The sequence below is a fragment of the Vibrio sp. Isolate24 genome (assembly GCF_022398215.1).
Taxonomy (GTDB): Bacteria; Pseudomonadota; Gammaproteobacteria; order Enterobacterales; family Vibrionaceae; genus Vibrio; species Vibrio coralliilyticus_A.
On the sequence record NZ_JAKEUU010000007.1, the window covers coordinates 41,300 to 59,525 of the forward strand.

Annotated in this window: 16 protein-coding genes; 8 read left to right on the forward strand and 8 right to left on the reverse strand. The window is 46.9% G+C overall.

What is annotated here, in order from left to right:
• Positions 1-2: 2 nt before the first annotated feature.
• Complete coding sequence (rnr, locus tag L1D23_RS18920) at positions 3-2,459, reverse strand: ribonuclease R (protein WP_239870371.1); 2,457 nt, start codon at positions 2,457-2,459, stop codon at positions 3-5.
• A gap of 253 nt (positions 2,460-2,712) precedes the next feature.
• Between rnr and L1D23_RS18925 the strand changes: the two genes are divergently transcribed.
• Complete coding sequence (locus tag L1D23_RS18925) at positions 2,713-4,116, forward strand: amidohydrolase (protein WP_239838658.1); 1,404 nt, start codon at positions 2,713-2,715, stop codon at positions 4,114-4,116.
• Positions 4,117-4,200: 84 nt separating this feature from the next.
• Here L1D23_RS18925 and L1D23_RS18930 read toward each other — a convergent pair whose 3' ends face one another.
• The 7 genes from L1D23_RS18930 to kefG all read right to left on the reverse strand — a co-directional run bounded on the left by L1D23_RS18930 (position 4,201) and on the right by kefG (position 10,933).
• Positions 4,201-4,839: a tetratricopeptide repeat protein gene (locus tag L1D23_RS18930; protein ID WP_239838657.1), complete on the reverse strand. Its 639-nt coding sequence runs from the start codon at positions 4,837-4,839 to the stop codon at positions 4,201-4,203.
• A 271-nt stretch (positions 4,840-5,110) separates the two neighbouring features.
• Positions 5,111-6,427 (reverse strand): adenylosuccinate synthase, encoded by a 1,317-nt coding sequence (locus tag L1D23_RS18935; protein WP_239870374.1) that lies wholly within the window; start codon positions 6,425-6,427, stop codon positions 5,111-5,113.
• 133 nt (positions 6,428-6,560) lie between these two features.
• Positions 6,561-7,502, reverse strand: coding sequence for an isoaspartyl peptidase/L-asparaginase (locus tag L1D23_RS18940; protein WP_099609054.1), 942 nt, complete (start codon positions 7,500-7,502; stop codon positions 6,561-6,563).
• Between the two features lie 126 nt (positions 7,503-7,628).
• Positions 7,629-8,195: a peptidylprolyl isomerase gene (gene slyD, locus L1D23_RS18945; protein WP_006963227.1), complete on the reverse strand. Its 567-nt coding sequence runs from the start codon at positions 8,193-8,195 to the stop codon at positions 7,629-7,631.
• A 96-nt stretch (positions 8,196-8,291) separates the two neighbouring features.
• Positions 8,292-8,486, reverse strand: coding sequence for a YheV family putative zinc ribbon protein (locus L1D23_RS18950; RefSeq protein WP_029236219.1), 195 nt, complete (start codon positions 8,484-8,486; stop codon positions 8,292-8,294).
• A 67-nt stretch (positions 8,487-8,553) separates the two neighbouring features.
• Entirely contained in the window at positions 8,554-10,350 is a 1,797-nt protein-coding gene (kefB, locus tag L1D23_RS18955) for a glutathione-regulated potassium-efflux system protein KefB (protein ID WP_239870377.1), read from the reverse strand.
• Positions 10,340-10,933 carry a glutathione-regulated potassium-efflux system ancillary protein KefG gene (gene kefG, locus L1D23_RS18960; protein WP_064488782.1) on the reverse strand — a complete coding sequence of 198 codons (594 nt, stop codon included), beginning with the start codon at positions 10,931-10,933 and terminating at the stop codon, positions 10,340-10,342. The genes kefB and kefG overlap by 11 nt, the downstream gene beginning before the upstream one ends.
• A gap of 167 nt (positions 10,934-11,100) precedes the next feature.
• Between kefG and L1D23_RS18965 the strand changes: the two genes are divergently transcribed.
• The 7 genes from L1D23_RS18965 (at position 11,101) to L1D23_RS18995 (ending at position 18,166) form a co-directional block, all read left to right on the forward strand.
• On the forward strand, positions 11,101-13,023 hold the full coding sequence (locus tag L1D23_RS18965) for an ABC transporter ATP-binding protein (RefSeq protein WP_239870453.1): 1,923 nt from the start codon (positions 11,101-11,103) through the stop codon (positions 13,021-13,023).
• Entirely contained in the window at positions 13,020-13,496 is a 477-nt protein-coding gene (locus L1D23_RS18970; protein ID WP_239870456.1) for a TIGR02444 family protein, read from the forward strand. Before L1D23_RS18965 ends, L1D23_RS18970 begins: the two co-directional genes overlap by 4 nt.
• Before the next feature lie 11 nt (positions 13,497-13,507).
• A complete protein-coding gene (locus L1D23_RS18975; protein WP_239870459.1) occupies positions 13,508-14,485 on the forward strand; it encodes a hydrolase in 978 nt (325 codons plus the stop codon).
• 39 nt (positions 14,486-14,524) lie between these two features.
• On the forward strand, positions 14,525-14,743 hold the full coding sequence (locus tag L1D23_RS18980; protein WP_239870462.1) for a YheU family protein: 219 nt from the start codon (positions 14,525-14,527) through the stop codon (positions 14,741-14,743).
• Between the two features lie 82 nt (positions 14,744-14,825).
• On the forward strand, positions 14,826-15,695 hold the full coding sequence (locus L1D23_RS18985) for a phosphoribulokinase (protein WP_019276788.1): 870 nt from the start codon (positions 14,826-14,828) through the stop codon (positions 15,693-15,695).
• Between the two features lie 242 nt (positions 15,696-15,937).
• Positions 15,938-16,570, forward strand: a complete 633-nt coding sequence (crp, locus tag L1D23_RS18990) for a cAMP-activated global transcriptional regulator CRP (protein WP_004410522.1) — start codon at positions 15,938-15,940, stop codon at positions 16,568-16,570.
• 180 nt (positions 16,571-16,750) lie between these two features.
• Positions 16,751-18,166, forward strand: a complete 1,416-nt coding sequence (locus L1D23_RS18995) for an SLC13 family permease (RefSeq protein WP_239870465.1) — start codon at positions 16,751-16,753, stop codon at positions 18,164-18,166.
• Positions 18,167-18,226 lie beyond the last annotated feature (60 nt).

An 18,226-nucleotide genomic window follows, 5' to 3' on the forward strand; every position in this document is an offset into this window, starting at 1 on the left:
GATTACTGTTTCTTGCTACGTGCTTTCTTAGCTTTATTACGTGGCTTTTTCTTACGTGCTTTATCTGACTGCTTCGAGGCTTTTTTACCTTCTTCGGGGCCTGCGTCTGGGCGTTTGGTTGGTTCAACCAAAGGTTTGGCCTTATCTACTGAACGTCGACCAGTCGCAGCCGCATTCTTTTTCGCTTTGGCTTTTTTCTGCGCCTCAGCAGCACGCTTCTTAGCGGTTTTTCCTTTGCCGCGTAGCTTACGATTTGTTTCGATCAATTCAAAGTCTATTTGTCGATCATCGAGGTTGACGGAAAGTACTTTGACTTTAACAGCATCACCAAGCCGATAAATAGCGCCAAAGCTTTCACCAATAAGTCTTTGGCCAATAGGGTCAAATTGATAATAGTCATTAGCAAGCGTCGAAATATGCACCAACCCGTCAATATGTAACTCTGTCAGACGCACGAAGAAACCAAAACCGGTGACATTGGCTATTACACCATCCAGCTCTTCTCCGACATGATCTTGCATATATTCACACTTAAGCCAGTCAGACACTTCACGCGTTGCATCATCAGCACGACGCTCTGTCATCGAACACTGCTCACCATAGAAGTCCATATCATCAAAGGAGTAATGGAAGCCACCTGTAGGTGTCCAACGATCTTTCAGCGTGCCATTCTCTTTTGCAATCAGGTATTTGATTGCCCGATGAAGCAAGAGGTCCGGATAGCGGCGAATAGGGGAAGTAAAGTGCGCGTAGCGTTTTAATGCCAAACCAAAGTGACCACAGTTATCGGCGTTGTACACCGCCTGCTTCATTGAGCGAAGCAACATGGTTTGAATCAACTCTTTATCCGCACGTTCACCAATCTGCTTGACCAAATCTGCATAGTCTGTCGGTGAAGGCTCTAAACCACCATTGAGATGTAAACCTAATTCGCCTAAGAAGTCACGGAAACCTTGTAATCTCAGCTCACCCGGAGATTCGTGAATGCGATACAGTGCTGGCTCTTTTGCTTTTTCAACCAAGGAAGCAGAAGCAATATTGGCAAGAATCATACATTCTTCGATAATCTTATGCGCATCATTACGGATTACCGGTTCGATGCTGTCAATCTTACGCTCAGCATTAAAGATGAACTTAGTCTCGACCGTTTCAAACTCGATAGCACCACGATTATCTCGAGCGTGCTTAAGCACTTTGTACATCTTATGCAGCTCTTCCAAGTGCGGAACTAATGGCTCATATCTTTGACGCAGTTCCTCATCTCCTTCAAGGATATCGCTCACCTTGTTGTAAGTCAGACGAGCATGTGAGTTCATCACCGCTTCGTAGTGCTTATAGCCAGATAACTTACCCGTCTCAGAGATGGTCATCTCACACACCATACATAAGCGATCAACTTGCGGGTTAAGAGAACATAAGCCGTTAGACAATACTTCCGGAAGCATAGGCACCACTTGCGATGGGAAGTAAACCGAGTTACCGCGGTTAATCGCTTCTTTATCTAAAGCGCTATCAGGGCGGACATAATAACTCACATCGGCAATCGCCACCCATAGGCGCCAACCGCCACTTTTCTTTTTCTGACAGAAAACTGCATCATCGAAATCACGCGCGTCTTCACCATCGATAGTCACTAGTGGTAGCTCACGAAGATCAACACGGCCTTGTTTCGCCTCTTCTGGAACCTCTTCACCCAGCCCCTCAATTTGCTTGTCGACAGCTTCAGGCCACTCATGGGGAATTTGGTGAGTGCGGATTGCGATTTGTGTTTCCATGCCCGGTGCCATATTTTCACCTAGCACCTCAATGACTTTTCCCATCATGCCGCGAGAGCGAGAGCCACGGTCAGTGATTTCAATCACCACAACGTTCCCCATACGAGCCCCGGCTCGCTGATCATTTGGAATCAGAATATCTTGGCTGATACGTGAATCATCAGGGACAACGTATGAGTAGCCATACTCAAGGAAGAAACGACCCACAATCTGCGTTGCTCGCTCTTCTAAAACGCGAACAAGTCGCCCTTCCTTTCGCCCTCGCTTAGAGTTGTCCGTTGGTTGCACCAGTACATAGTCACCATGAATGATGTTCTTCATCTGATGATGTGGCAGCACTATGTCATTATCTTTACCAACACTGCCTTCTGGACGAACCCAACCGTGGCCGTCCTTGTGGCCAATCACGTAGCCTTTGACCATTTCGAGCTTTTCCGGCAAGGCGTAGCATTGACGACGCGTAAACACCAATTGACCATCACGCTCCATCGCTCTCAGTCTACGACGTAAACCTTCATACTGCTCTTCGCCTTCTAAATGTAGGGCTTCAAACAAGTCATTGCGATTCAAGGGAACACCCGCCTGTGCGAGAAACTCAAGAATGAACTCCCGGCTTGGAACAGGGTTTTCATAATTTTCTGATTCACGAGCTGCAAATGGATCGTTTGGTGTGCTTTCTGACATAGGCGCGCCTAATTAAACAAGGAAGGTAATTAAAGCTAGTATATCCGACTCACTTACTAAGCTACAGGATAGATAGATTAAAAAGCCAAATTCTATTGTGTTTTCATCTGTTAACATCTTTGATCACGATCTTTTACAACAAAATTCAAAGATCACACTTTGATGAAAATGACAAAGCAAACGATTGCAAAAGTGAAATTTCACTCTATTATCCAGTCAAATTTTACTGTTTATATTTTATTTAGGTTTCGTTATGAGTATTAAGCGTACTTTACTTTCCGCTGCAGTTGCAGGGTTATGTTCCTTATCCGTTTCTGCCGCCGAGAAAGTCGATCTGATGATCACAGATGCGATGGTATTAACCATGAATCATGACAAGCAGGTGTATGAAAAAGGCACTGTTGTGATCAAAGATAATAAGATTTTGGCCGTTGGTGACCAATCGCTTGAATCACAATACCAAGCTAAGAAAACACTCGATGTTGATGGTGATATCGTGATGCCAGGCCTGATTAACACGCACACTCACGTATCAATGACTGTCTTTCGTTCGCTAGCGGACGATGTTCCTGACCGACTACACCGTTATATCTTCCCGCTTGAAGCTAAGCTCGTCTCCCGTGATATGGTACGCATTGGTGCCAACCTAGGTAACGTCGAAATGGTCAAAGGCGGCGTGACGACTTATGCCGACATGTACTACTTTGAAGACGAAGTGGCTAAAACTGTCGATAAAATCGGCATGCGAGCCATTCTTGGCGAAACAGTGATTAAATTCCCTGTTGCTGATGCAGCCAATGCAGAAGAAGGTATTCAGTACGCGCTCAACTTTATTGAAGAGTACAAAGACCACCCTCGCATTACACCCGCATTCGCCCCGCATGCACCTTACACCAATACAACAGAAACTCTGCAGAAAATTGCCAAACTATCACTGGAGAAGGATGTTCCAGTCATGATTCACCTTGCAGAATCGCATCGTGAAGAAGAAAAAATCGCTGAGCGTGCTGAAGGAATGTCTCCCGTTGAGTACATGGATAGCATTGGCGCACTCAACAAAAACTTAGTTGGCGCACATATGATTCTCGTCGATGACAAAGACATTGAATTGGTCAAGCAATCGGATATGGGCGTTGCCCATAACATGAGTGCCAACATTAAGTCAGCGAAAGGCGTATCACCAGCGCTTAAGATGTACGATCAAGGCGTTCGTATTGGTTTAGGCACTGATGGCCCAATGTCTGGCAACACGCTAAGCACCATTGATGAATTCAATCAGGTCGCTAAAGTGCATAAGCTGGTTAACAAAGACCGTGCAGCTATGCCACCAATTAAAGTGATCGATATGGCGACCATGGGCGCAGCAAAAGCACTGCATATGGAAGACAAAATCGGCTCACTAGAGGAAGGAAAGCTAGCGGATATCATCGTGGTCGATACCAAAGCACCAAACATGGTGCCCGTATACAATCCATACTCTGCATTGGTTTATTCTGCAAATTCTGGCAACGTCCGCCATTCCATTGTTGACGGAAAAATCCTGATGGAAGATCGCAAGATGCTAACCGTAAATGAAGCAGCGATTCGTAAAGAAGCGCTTGAGTTTACAGAAGTCGTACGAGAGACCGTGATTGAATCAGGGGAAGTCGTACAATAATCCCCCTATCTTAAAGCAGTAATGCCCAGCAAGTGCTGGGCATTTTCTTTTCATTCACGCTCTGAGTGCAGTCAGGTCGATGAGTTACCAGAAGGTATCGCGTTTTTTGGCTCTGGCAATAATATTTTGTGGCATTCTCCGCTCTAAGCCTTGGCGCAGAATCGAAATACGTTTGTGCGTGCGCTGATCAGCTGTCACTGAGTTGTATAGCCAGCGATAGGCATCTTCGTAATCCAGCGGACTGCCATAGTCACGCAGTAACAGCTCCGCTAAGTGAATACGTGCCTTAAGGTTACCCATTGCAGCCGCTTCACGCAAATAGGGGATCGCACGCTCTTTGTCCTGCTGAACTAAGGTACCGCGCGAATAATAACGCCCGAGCTGTTCCAGTGCTGCTGGCAAGCCCTGATGCGCTGCATTTTCCATATAGTACAAGCCCAGTTCGACATCCTGCTCGACACAGACACCCCACGCTAACATATCCCCATACAAAAATTCGTACGATGGCAGGCTGATCCTCGTTGCACGAGCAACAATGTCTTCAACCAATTGGCAACTGTCTGCTTTGACCTGTTCTAAATGTTTATTTTCGTTGATCAGTTTAATCAGTTCAGCTTCGGTATAGATGGGAATCGGCTCACCAATCTCAGTAAGTTCATTGGCATTAGCCATGGAGGCCCCAAACAAAAATACCATCGAAGCAGCTAACTTTCTTAGCTTCATTGTCTGCACTCTTTGACTTCGATAATGTCTCCACCCGTCTACTCACCACGACAGGCAATACAAGCTGGGTTCTTAGCAACCTGTATATTGAGGATTAACCGTACAAACGGCAATCTTGATACCTGTATCGGCAATGACTGCTAACTCTTTAATCAAAATTGCCGAAGACTGGCAAAAACTTGCCACTGTCAGTATAGATAATGCATAAATATTGAGCATAAAAAAACCAGCGTTTCCACGCTGGTTTTTAAATCACAGAAAGCGACCAGAATTAAGCTTTGTAAGGATGAACCTTGATGATTGTCTCGTTACGGTCTGGACCTGTAGAGATAATGTCTACCGGAACACCCGTAAGTTCTTCAATACGCTTGATGTAATCCAGAGCTGCTTGTGGAAGCGCCTCTAAAGATTTAGCACCAAAGGTTGTCTCAGACCAACCTGGCATAGTTTCGTAGATTGGCGTTGCTTCTTCGAATGACTCTGCAGCCATTGGAGAAACTTCTAGGATAGAGCCATCTTTCATCTTGTAACCAGTACAGATCTTGATCTCTTTCAGACCATCAAGAACGTCTAGCTTAGTTAGGCACATACCTGTTAGCGAGTTGATTTGGATTGCGCGGCGCATTGCCACTGCATCGAACCAACCTGTACGACGTAGACGACCCGTTGTTGCGCCAAACTCATGACCGACATCACCTAGGTGCTTACCTACTGGGTCTTGCTTGTCTTGACCATCGTAAAGCTCAGTTGGGAATGGACCTGAACCAACACGAGTACAGTAAGCCTTAGTAATACCAAGGATGTAACCGATGTGACGAGGACCGAAACCAGAACCCGCAGCAACACCACCAGCCGTCGTGTTAGAAGACGTTACGTATGGGTAAGTACCGTGGTCGATATCAAGTAGCGTACCTTGAGCGCCTTCGAACATAATCTTGTCGCCGCGCTTACGTGCTGCGTCTAGTTCGTCAGTGACGTCGATAACCATTGAAGTAAGAAGATCTGCGTAGCTCATGCATTGCTCAAGGACTTCTTCGTAGCTCACTGTTTCCGCTTTGTAGAAGTGCTCTAGCTGGAAGTTATGGAAAGCCATCACTTCTTTTAGCTTCTCGGCAAACATCTCTTTATCGAACAGGTCACCAACGCGTAGACCACGACGAGCCACTTTATCTTCGTAAGCTGGACCGATACCACGACCCGTTGTACCAATAGCTTTCGCGCCACGAGCGATTTCACGCGCGTTGTCGATAGCGATGTGGTACGGAAGAATTAGAGGACAAGCTTCAGAAACGAAAAGACGCTCGCGTACTGGAATACCGCGCTCTTCAAGAGGCTTCATTTCTTTAAGGAGAGCTTCAGGCGATAGTACTACGCCATTACCGATAACACATTTTACGTTATCGCGAAGAATACCTGATGGAATTAAGTGAAGAACGGTTTTTTCACCGTCAATGACTAGAGTGTGACCTGCGTTGTGACCGCCTTGGTAGCGAACCACGTATTTTGCATCTTCAGTTAAAAGGTCTACGATTTTACCTTTACCTTCGTCACCCCATTGGGTGCCCAGAACGACTACGTTATTTCCCATCTTTCCAAGTCTGATTGCTAGTTAAAAATGGATTCTAGCACTGAATCACACTTCTTGCAGTCATTTTTTAATCATAGAAGTGTAATGAAGCACTAACCCTTTGTTAGTACTACTATTAGGGGTCGTTTTGACCCTACTCATCGGCATAAATCTTCACTAGCAGGCTGCCATCTGTGCCAATGCTCGCTCGGTACATACCACTGCTGTTCATTGCAAAGTGAACACGTCCATCACCATCAATGGCGATCAGCCCCCCTTCGCCACCCATGGCTTTCAACTCGCCTTGGACCACAGTCTCGCAGGCCGTATGCACATCTTCCTTGAGGTAACGCATTCGCGCTGCCACATCGCTCGCGACAGTCTTGCGAATAAAGTATTCCCCCATTCCGGTGGTCGATACCGCCACGTTACCATTTTCCGCAAACGTACCCGCGCCAATGATGGACGAATCCCCCACTCGACCGTACTTTTTGTTGGTCACACCACCAGTACTGGTGGCTGCTGCTAAATTGCCTTGCTTATCCAGCGCAACAGCACCGACTGTGCCGTATTTCTTGTCATCTGGGTATTTCGACTCGGATAAGGCAAATAAGCCTTTCTCTTTCATGGACTGCAACTGGTCATAGCGTCGGTCAGTGAAGAAGTAATCTTGTTCGGTGTATTGATGGCCCTGCTCAAAGGCAAACTCTTCGGCCCCTTCTCCGATCAATAGCACATGGTTACTGTCTGTCATCACATCACGAGCGAGCTCAATCGGGTTACGGATATGGCGCACGCCTGCCACTGCGCCTGCATTTGCGTCTTTACCGTGCATGACAGAGGCGTCCATCTCAACAATTTCCTTGTGCGTTAACACTGAGCCTCGACCAGCGTTAAAGTTGACCGAATCCTCCAGCACCTTCACTGCGGCAACGACGGCATCCAAAGCATCACCGCCACGAGCAAGAACCTCATGACCAGCACGAACGGACTTTTCTAAATCGTTGAGAATGTCCGCCTTTAACTCGTCACTCATCTGTTCACGTAAAATTGTTCCCGCGCCGCCATGAATAGCGATTGAAAATGGTTTGCTCACGTCCTACTCCTTTGCAGTGTGCTTTGCTCTCATCACACCTTAGATAAACAAAAAGCGCAAGCTAATCACTTAGCTTGCGCTTTAAAATCAACACCTGAGCACAGTACTCAGGCGGTCTTTTCTCTGTTAGTGAGAACCGCAGCTACCGCCACCACAGCAGCCATCTTTCTTCTCTTCAGCGTGGTCATGGTCACCGCCACAACAACCGCCTTCGTGATCGTGTGCACCCGCTTGGTGAACATGGCCATGTTCGATCTCGTCTGCTGTCGCTTCACGTGTAGCAACAACTTCAACGTCAAATGTCAGCGTTTGGCCTGCAAGCATGTGGTTGCCGTCAACCACCACTTCATCACCGTCAACTTCTGTCACTTCTACTGGGATTGGACCTTGGTCCGTATCCGCTAGGAAACGCATGCCCACTTCAATCTGGTCAACACCCTGGAAAACATTCGCTGGTACACGTTGAACAAGCGCGTCGTTATGATCGCCGTACGCTTCTTCTGGAGACACTGTTACTGAAAACTGAGCGCCCGCTTCTTTACCTTCCAGTGCAGTTTCAAGACCTGTGATCAGGTTGTTGTTGCCGTGTAGGTAATCCAGTGGTGCTTCTGCTGTTGACTGATCAACCACTGCGCCATCTTCCAGTTTCACCTGGTAAGCAAGGCTTACTACTACGTTCTTTTCAATTTTCATAATGACTCCAAGGAGATAAAGAAACGGAGCAATTGAATTGCTCCGAATAACAATTTTCTATGTAGGGTATTATGGGGATCAAATAAAGAAACTCAATCAATCCGGCTTAAAAATACCGATCATCTCTTGTTGCGAGTGTTCAGTTTTCTCCACAGACTGCGGTTTGCGCTGATCCTGATATTCACATTCAACACACTCAACTAACTCAATATTATTTTCTATCCACCAGCGTAAGGTGTCTTGCTGAGAACATTTTGGGCAGCTCGCTCCAGCGATAAATCTTTTTTTCATTTGTTCATTCCACAACATAAACCTTCACCAGCGTTAAATGTTTACCATGCTCGGGGAAGGTTTGGATTTAATCCCAGAAGTTCTTTGATTGCTGATCTTTTTCCATCTCGCGACCAAAGATTTCTTCCAGTTCTTTTCGGGCTTCTTTGGCTCTCATGGCCAATTGCTTGTCTTCATGATGCTGAGGCAGTAATTCTTTCAGCATCGCATTATCTAACTTTCTAAAGTGCGCTTCGGCTCGCTTGGCCTGATATGGATGCATACCGAGCTCGGTTAACGCTTGACGGCCTAGGTCCAACGCCCCAAGGAAAGTTTCCCTTGAGTAGTTATCTACCCCGTGGCTCAGAAGCTGATAGGCTTCAACCCGACTTCGTGCCCGCGCCAGTAATTTAAGATGTGGGAAATGGTACTGACACAAATCGACGATCTTCATGATCTCATCCGGCGAGTCGGTACAAATCACCATAGCTTCCGCTTTATCCGCTCCAGCAGCGCGCAGTAAGTCTAGCTGCGTGGCATCACCATAAAATACCTTGTAACCATACTTCCTAAGTAATTGGATCTGACTGGCGTCACTTTCAAGTACCGTCACGCGAATTTTGTTGGCGTACATCAGTCGGCCAACGATCTGACCAAAACGACCAAATCCAGCAATAATCACTCTTGGTTCACGGTTAACGACATCAGTGCGTAACGCTCCTGATTCATCAAAGTTCAAGCCACGGGCATACCACTTGCTTTGCGCCATCAATAACAGCGGAGTGGTGACCATAGACAGACTCACCACAACCAGTAGGAAAGCGGTTTGTTCCTGTGCCAATAAGCCTTCCGCGCTTGCGGCGGTAAAAATGACAAAGGCAAACTCACCACCCTGACTAAGAATGGCCGCCATCTTACTACGAGCTTTGGGTTTACTACCTGCCAAGCGGGCTAAGAAGTAAAGAATGACCGCCTTGACAGCCACTAGCCCGAACACCGCCATCAGTACATTCCATGGCTCCAGAGCTAGCAAGCCTAAGTTCACCGCCATACCGACCGCAATAAAGAATAAACCTAGCAGTAGCCCTTTGAATGGTTCAATAGCGATCTCCAACTCGTGGCGATACTCACTCTCTGCAAGGAGGACACCAGCAAGGAAAGTACCCAGTGCCATAGACAGGCCGAGTTGCTGCATCAGCAGTGCAATTCCGATAACTAACAGCAGTGCTGCAACGGTAAATAGTTCACGAACTCCACTTAGCACTACATAGCGGAATAAGGGGCGAAGTAGAAAATGGCCGCCAACCAGAAGACCAATAACACCACCGAGCATCCACATCGCATCGAGCCAGTCGCCTGCGGTGTTTCCTGCCAGAACGGGGAGAATTGCCAACATGGGGATGACCGCAATATCTTGAAACAGCAGAACGGCAAACCCTGACTGCCCCGCTTCACTGCCTGCCAAGCCCTGCTCTTCAATCACTTTCAGAGCAATAGCGGTTGACGATAACGCCAGCCCCATACCGATGACTAAGCTCGTTTGCCAACTGACCCCGGCTAGATTAGTCACGCTTGCCAGCACCGCGGTGGTAATCACCACTTGCGCACCGCCGAGCCCAAGAATAGGCCCTTTCATCTGCAACAATTTTTTGGGGTTCAGTTCTAAACCGATCAAAAACAGTAGTAGAACGACACCAAATTCCGCAAAGTGAAGAATCGCTTCAACATCGCTTATAAGGCCTAGCCCCCATGGGCCGATAATAATGCCTGCCAGCAAATAACCCAGTACTGAGCCGAGACCTAAGCGTTGGGCTAATGGCACTGCAACGACTGCTGAGGTAAGAAAGATCACGCTGCTCTGAAGAAAATCATTTTCAAGTGCCATGAATTTCTCCTGAGGTTGAAGTCATAGTCGGGTTGAGCAGCCACTGGCGATACTTCTCTGCGTGCTGATAACGGTCCATATCAGAAACATTGCGGGCCCAGTAGAGCACCAGAGGCTCAATCCACGCCATCTGACACAAGGCTGCAGTCAACTCAAACGGTTGTAAAATCTCTGACAGTGGATACTTGTTGTATCCCTCGCTGCCAAAAGCCTCTTCATTACCGCCCGTGGTAATCACACTGCGCCAATATTTACCCTTCAATGCTTCGCCCTTTCCATAAGCGAACCCCTTACCCAACACGCGGTCCATCCACTCTTTAAGCAGCGCTGGGCAAGAATACATATATAAAGGATGCTGAAAAACGATCACATCATGATCAAGTAGACGCTGCTGTTCGGCATCCACATCAATAAAAAAGTCTGGGTAATAAGCATAGAGATCATGCACAGTGACGTGATCAAGCGCAGTTATCTTCTTAATCATCACTTGGTTCGCGACAGAGCTTTGCGATTCAGGGTGAGCATAAATCACAAGCACTTTCGGTTTTTCAGGCGACTCAGTATTTAAATCGTTTACAGCCATTCCGTAAGCAGCCATCCTTTTGTTTTCAATACCTAAGCTGGGCTTAGGTACAATTTTATCGTTATCAGTTTGTTATACGTTGTTGTTAAGCATAACGCAATGATCGACATTTTATCTCATTCCCCCTACTATTCGACGCGATACGAGCAAGAATAAAGCGCAAGATTATGATTACCTTTTCTGACATCCAGCTGTTGCGTGGCGGTAAGCCACTACTGGATCAAACCTCAGCAACCATTCAACCGGGCGACAAAGTCGGTTTAGTGGGAAAAAACGGCTGCGGTAAATCTACCCTATTCGCATTAATTAAAGACGAATTGTCGATTGATGCCGGTAACTTCAGTAAGCCTTCGCATTGGGAGATGGCCTGGGTAGCACAGGAAACACCAGCACTGGAACGTCCGGCGCTGGAATACGTCATTGATGGTGATCGTGAATATCGTGCACTGGAAGCGCAGCTCCTCCAAGCAGAGCAAGCCGATAACGGTACACTCGTAGCCGAATTACACGGCAAGATTGAAACTATTGGGGGCTACAGCATTCGCGCTCGCGCAGCTGAATTACTTGATGGTTTAGGCTTTAGCCAAGAACAGATGAATTGGAATCTGACTCAGTTCTCAGGTGGTTGGCGTATGCGCCTCAACCTTGCCCAAGCCCTGTTATGTCGCTCAGATTTATTGTTGCTCGATGAGCCAACCAACCACTTAGATCTTGATGCCGTGATGTGGTTAGAGCGCTGGCTGCAAAACTACCCGGGAACACTCGTCCTGATTTCGCACGACCGAGACTTCCTCGACCCAATCGTTGGCCGCATTATTCATATCGAAAATGAGCAGATGAATGAGTACACCGGCAACTACTCCTCGTTTGAAGACCAACGTGCCCAGAAACTGCTCCTGCAACAAGCGCAATTTCAGAAACAGCAGAAGCAAATGGCGCATATGCAGAAGTATATCGACCGTTTCCGTTATAAAGCCTCCAAAGCCCGCCAAGCACAAAGCCGCATAAAGGCACTGGAGAAAATGGAGAAGGTTCTCCCTGCGCAATTTGATAACCCGTTCAGCTTTGAGTTCCGTGACCCGGATGCGTTGCCCAACCCTATCATTATGATGGATGAGGTCTCAGCGGGTTATGGTGACAACCTGATCTTAGAGAAAATCCGCCTCAATCTGGTTCCTGGCAGTCGCATAGGCCTACTCGGACGCAACGGCGCAGGTAAATCAACTCTGATCAAACTGCTTTCTCGTGAGTTGAACCCACAAGGTGGTGATCTGACTTACTCTCAAGGAGTTAAGATTGGTTACTTCGCTCAGCACCAGCTAGAAACCTTACACCCAGAAGAAACACCCCTCCAGCATATGATGCAAATTGCGCCAGACAAGAACGAACTTGAGCTGCGCAACTATCTGGGTAGCTTTGGATTCCAAGGTGACAAAGCGCTGGAAAAAGTGGCTCCTTTCTCCGGGGGTGAGAAAGCTCGCCTCGTGTTGGCGTTGATTGTCTGGCAAAAGCCAAACTTATTACTGCTTGATGAACCGACCAACCACTTGGACTTGGACATGCGCCAAGCCCTGACGCTGGCGCTACAAACATTCGAAGGCGCAATGGTAATTGTCTCGCACGACCGTTACTTGCTGCGTGCGACCACTGATGACCTCTATTTGGTGCATGATCATCAGGTCGCACCGTTTGATGGCGATCTCAATGATTACTACAAATGGCTGACAGAGCAGCAGAAAGCTGAACGCCGCGAAGCACAATCTGTGCAACCAGACAAGAGCACTACCAACAGTGCTGCCGCCAAGAAAGAGCAGAAGCGTCGTGAAGCAGAATTCCGTAAACAGACTGCTCCTGTTCGCAAAACACTCACCAAGCTTGAAGCTAAGATGGAGACCCTAGGTCATCAATTAGCGGAAGCAGAAACGCAATTATCTGATAACTCACTGTATGAAGCGGAAAATAAAGCTAAACTTAATCAGGTATTAACTGCTCAGAGTCAGGCTAAAGCCGAACTGGAAGACGTCGAAATGGAATGGATGGCACTGCAGGAAGAGCTGGAGCAGATGGAACAGGAGTTTAACGGTCAATGAGCTCAAAGCACGTATCAGTTTCGCTAACCCTAGAACGCTTATGGCAGTTCAGCCTGCAATATTACAGTGTTCGAGAAGTGAAAGATGCGTGCCTCAATTTACAAAACCAGTTCAAAGGTAATGTTAACCTGCTGCTGCTACTCAAATGGCTTGATGAGCAGCAGGCTACCTTTCTCGATGAGGACTGGCACAAGGTTGAAGAATGTTTAGGTCGTTCAGAAACCCTGTTACACAGCTATCGAGACCTACGCCGTAAACTCAAATCCCACGTCCCAGACACCCTCTACAGAGAATCCTTACAGTTCGAATTACAACTCGAAAAGCAACAGCAGTCTGATCTGGTCGATTGCATCAACAGTATAGAATTACAGACTAACCAAGCTGAGCCGCTGACGTTGAGATATTGTCGTCAGCTTGGCGGAGAACATTTGCACGACATTTTTACCCATTCCATCGATGACCTCACCCACTGATAGGCGTTCTTATGACTCAATTTATTGCTGCCAAAGGATTAGCCAATCCGCATCTGCAAACTCTGGCACCGCGTTTCATTCGTAAGAAAGCACTGTTTGAACCGCTTTGGCAGACCCTGAATACTCCGGATGGTGATTTTCTCGATCTCGCTTGGAGTGAAGACTGGCAAACTGAGAAGGCTAAGAAAAAACCTGTTTTTGTCTTGTTTCATGGGCTAGAAGGCTGCTTTTACAGCCCTTATGCCAATGGCCTGATGCACGCATTTTCTCAACATGGCTGGCTGTCTGTGATGATGCATTTTCGCGGCTGCAGCGGCAAACCGAACCACCGTGCACGTGCGTATCATTCAGGGGAAGTAGAAGACGCACGCTTGTTCCTTGAGCAGCTAAATCAACAACTACCAAATCAAACCAAAGTCGCGGTAGGGATTTCTCTTGGTGGCAACATGCTGGCTAACTATCTCGCGCAATACAATCAAGAGCCACTACTTTCTGCGGCGACCATCGTCTCGGCACCACTCGATCTATCGGCCTGTTCAGAGCGCATCGAGAAAGGATTCTCCAAGGTGTATAAAACGTACCTGCTCTCATCTTTGAAGAAAAATGCTCTGCGTAAACATCACCTAATTAAAGGCGAGCTCGATGTCTCTTACCAAAGCATAAAGCGAGTCACCAAACTGTTTGAATTTGATGATTTGATTACCGCTCCTTTACATGGCTTTAAAGACGCACAGGATTACTATCAGAGGTGCTCCGGTATTCATCGACTCAAAGACATTCGCATACCGACACAAATCATTCATGCCAAAGACGACCCTTTTATGACAGATGCCGTTATACCAAAATTCGTTTTACCAGATAACATTGACTACCGCTTGTTCGAACAAGGTGGTCATGTTGGCTTTTTAACCGGCAGCGCGCTCAAACCTAGGTTCTGGCTAGAAGAAGCGTTACCAGCCTACTACCAAAGTCTGGCGGTTTCTGGATAATAGCCGTCAACTTTTCGAGCATAAAAGACAGAGGTATTTATGATCGTTCCATGGCAACAAATTGACCCAGACACACTGGACAACCTGATTCGTGAATTCGTCCTGCGCGAAGGCACAGACTACGGCGAACTAGAAATTTCCCTGCAAGACAAAGTCGATCAAATCAAAAACCAGCTCGAAGCAGGTGAAGCTGTTGTGGTTTTTTCTGAGCTTCACGAGACCGTCGACATTCAGCTCAAACAAAAGTTTTCTTTTTAAAACACAGCATACAGTCTCTTCCCATTAAAGCGTGTTATAGTGGCATGCAACAAGGGACAGTTATTTACAGACAAGGTTTGTCATGTCAGCAAAACATCCGATTATTGCCGTCACTGGTTCATCTGGTGCAGGCACCACAACGACATCTGAAGCGTTCCGCAAAATGTTCAACATGATGAACGTCAAGCCCGCTTGGGTCGAAGGTGATAGTTTTCACCGCTTTACGCGCCCAGAGATGGATGTCGAAATTCGCAAAGCTCGCGAACAGGGGCGACACATCAGCTACTTTGGTCCACAAGCCAACGACTTCCCAGCACTCGCTGAGTTTTTCCGTAAATACGGAAATGAAGGAACAGGTCAGGTACGCCGTTATCTGCACACGTTTGATGAAGCCGTACCGTACAATCAGATGCCGGGTACCTTTACGCCATGGCAAGAACTGCCTGAGAACTCTGATGTATTGTTTTATGAAGGCTTGCATGGTGGCGTCGTTGATGGCGATGTTAACGTCGCTCAGCACGTCGACTTTCTGATTGGCATGGTCCCCATTGTTAACTTGGAATGGATCCAAAAGTTCGTTCGAGATACCCGAGATCGTGGCCACTCTCGAGAGGCTGTGATGGACTCTATTGTCCGTTCAATGGACGACTACCTAAACTACATTACTCCCCAGTTCTCGCGCACTCATATTAACTTCCAGCGTGTTCCAACCGTCGATACTTCTAACCCATTAAATGCCAAAGGTATACCGAGCTTAGATGAAAGCTTTGTCGTGATTCGTCTTCGTGGTATCAAAAACGTCGACTTCCCTTACCTACTGGCGATGATTGACGGCTCATTTATGTCACGTCATAACACGCTCGTGGTGCCTGGGGGTAAAATGAGTTTCGCCGTCGAGCTAATTGTGCGCCCTATTTTGCAACAACTGATCGAAACCGGAAAAATCGGTTAACAACCACCTGATAAGCACGATTACTTTTCATACCGTGATCATGTGCACATTTTTGCGTACAAAATCGTAAGGTGTACCCGATTAAAATCAAGAAATCGATTTCAAAAAAAGATACTATTTGAAACCGAAACAAAGATGGCTTGCAGCATTTGAAAAGTGCTCTTATCCTAGTAGGTCTTGATTCAAGGCTTAGCTAAAACATGGAAAGCAGCAAGCGTACCCTGCAGAGGAAGTGAGATATTATGGTTCTAGGTAAACCTCAAACCGATCCAACATTAGAGTGGTTCCTTTCACACTGTCATATTCATAAGTACCCATCAAAAAGCACGCTGATCCACGCGGGCGAAAAAGCAGAAACTCTTTACTACATTGTTAAAGGTTCTGTGGCAGTACTTATCAAAGACGAAGAAGGTAAGGAAATGATCCTTTCTTACCTAAACCAAGGCGACTTTATCGGTGAACTTGGTTTATTCGAAGAAGACCAAGAGCGTACGGCATGGGTTCGTGCCAAATCTCCTTGTGAAGTAGCAGAAATTTCATTCAAGAAATTCCGTCAGCTAATCCAAGTTAACCCTGACATCCTGATGCGTCTGTCCGCACAAATGGCAAGCCGTCTACAGGTCACTAGTCAGAAAGTGGGTGACTTGGCATTCCTAGACGTAACCGGCCGCATCGCACAAACCCTGCTTAATCTGGCGAAACAGCCAGATGCAATGACACACCCAGACGGTATGCAGATCAAGATCACTCGTCAGGAAATCGGTCAGATTGTTGGCTGTTCTCGTGAGACAGTAGGTCGTATTTTGAAGATGCTAGAAGAGCAGAACTTAATTTCTGCCCACGGTAAGACAATTGTTGTTTACGGTACTCGTTAATTACCGCGGCATAAAAGATTGAACAAACCACCAATGGCAACATTGGTGGTTTTTTTTGACCAAAAACAACCTTGCTTAACATTTCTTGATTACATATAAAAACTTCCATCTTAGTCTAAGACCTTCATTTAGTTATTCTTTATTCTTATCCGCAGAGTTTCGCTTTGAGGTTAAGCCCTTATGCCCAACATTGATCGAACCATAGTCATTAAGTTACTGATTTGCTTTGGTTTGCCAATTGCCGTGTTGTTTATGCCAATTGATGCCATCCCCATTGATGATCTGACTTTAATTCAACATCGTTTACTGGCTATCTTTCTGCTCGCCGCCCTATTATGGGTACTGGAGCCTGTTCCCGTTTTCGCCACTTCGATTTTGATCATCGCACTTGAATTGGTCATGATTTCAGACAAAGGTCTGCATCTCTTTCGTACTCCTCCAGCAGGACATGATCTGGGAGAGTTGATGAAATACACCGATATCTTCAGCGCCTTCTCCTCACCCATTATTATTCTATTTATGGGTGGGTTTGCGCTAGCCATCGCTGCATCAAAATACGAACTCGATAACAACCTTGCTCGAGTTTTGCTGCGCCCTTTCGGCCACCAGCCAAAATTTATTATGCTCGGCTTAATGTTGATTACTGCAGTGTTCTCAATGTTTATGTCTAATACCGCAACAACAGTGATGATGCTGGCACTGCTTGGCCCGATTGTCGCCTCAGCCCCCAAAGGCGATTTAGGGATAAAAGCACTGGTTTTGTGTATTCCCATTGCCGCTAATACAGGGGGGATAGCCACTCCGATCGGAACCCCACCTAACGCTATCGCTCTACAATACTTAACGGGTGAAAACAGCATCGACTTTCTCAGCTGGATGATGATGGGTTTGCCTTTTGTGATAGTCCAGCTCACCTTTGCTTGGTTCCTACTTCAAAAACTGTTCCCTTCTTCACATCAAACTATGACACTGAAGCTCGACGGCCAGTTTCAGCGTAGCTGGCGTGCCATGGTAGTCTATGTCACCTTCGCGGCTACCATATTGTTATGGATGACGACAAAGCTGCATGGAATGAACACCTACGTGGTATCCATTATCCCTCTCGCGGTCTTCACATTGACAGGTATCATGGGCAAAGCAGAGCTCAAACAGATCAACTGGGATGTGTTGTGGTTAGTCGCTGGGGGCATTGCAATAGGAATTGGCCTAGATAAAACCGGATTGGCCGCTGCGCTGGCACACGCGATTGATTACGAGGCCTTGTCCCCAGTTGCGGTGGTGCTCACCCTGTCTATGGTGTGTTGGTTAATGGCGAACTTCATGTCCAACACCGCAACGGCCAACTTATTGATGCCGATCGCTGCAGCGATTGGGGCATCGATGGACAGCCTAGCTTCAGTCGGAGGATTGCAAGGCTTACTGGTCGTGGTAGCTTTCTCAGCATCACTTGGCATGATATTGCCCGTTTCTACTCCCCCTAACTCCCTCGCCTACTCAACTGGGCTTATCGAAAGTAAAGACATGGCAAAAACAGGGGTCATTATCGGTCTCGTTGGTTTAGCGATTGTCTATATGGCAGCTCTATTTTTAACCTAGATATTAGGTTGTGGCTTCTTGTTTCATTAATGGGCAAGAAGTCACAATTCAGTCAAAAGG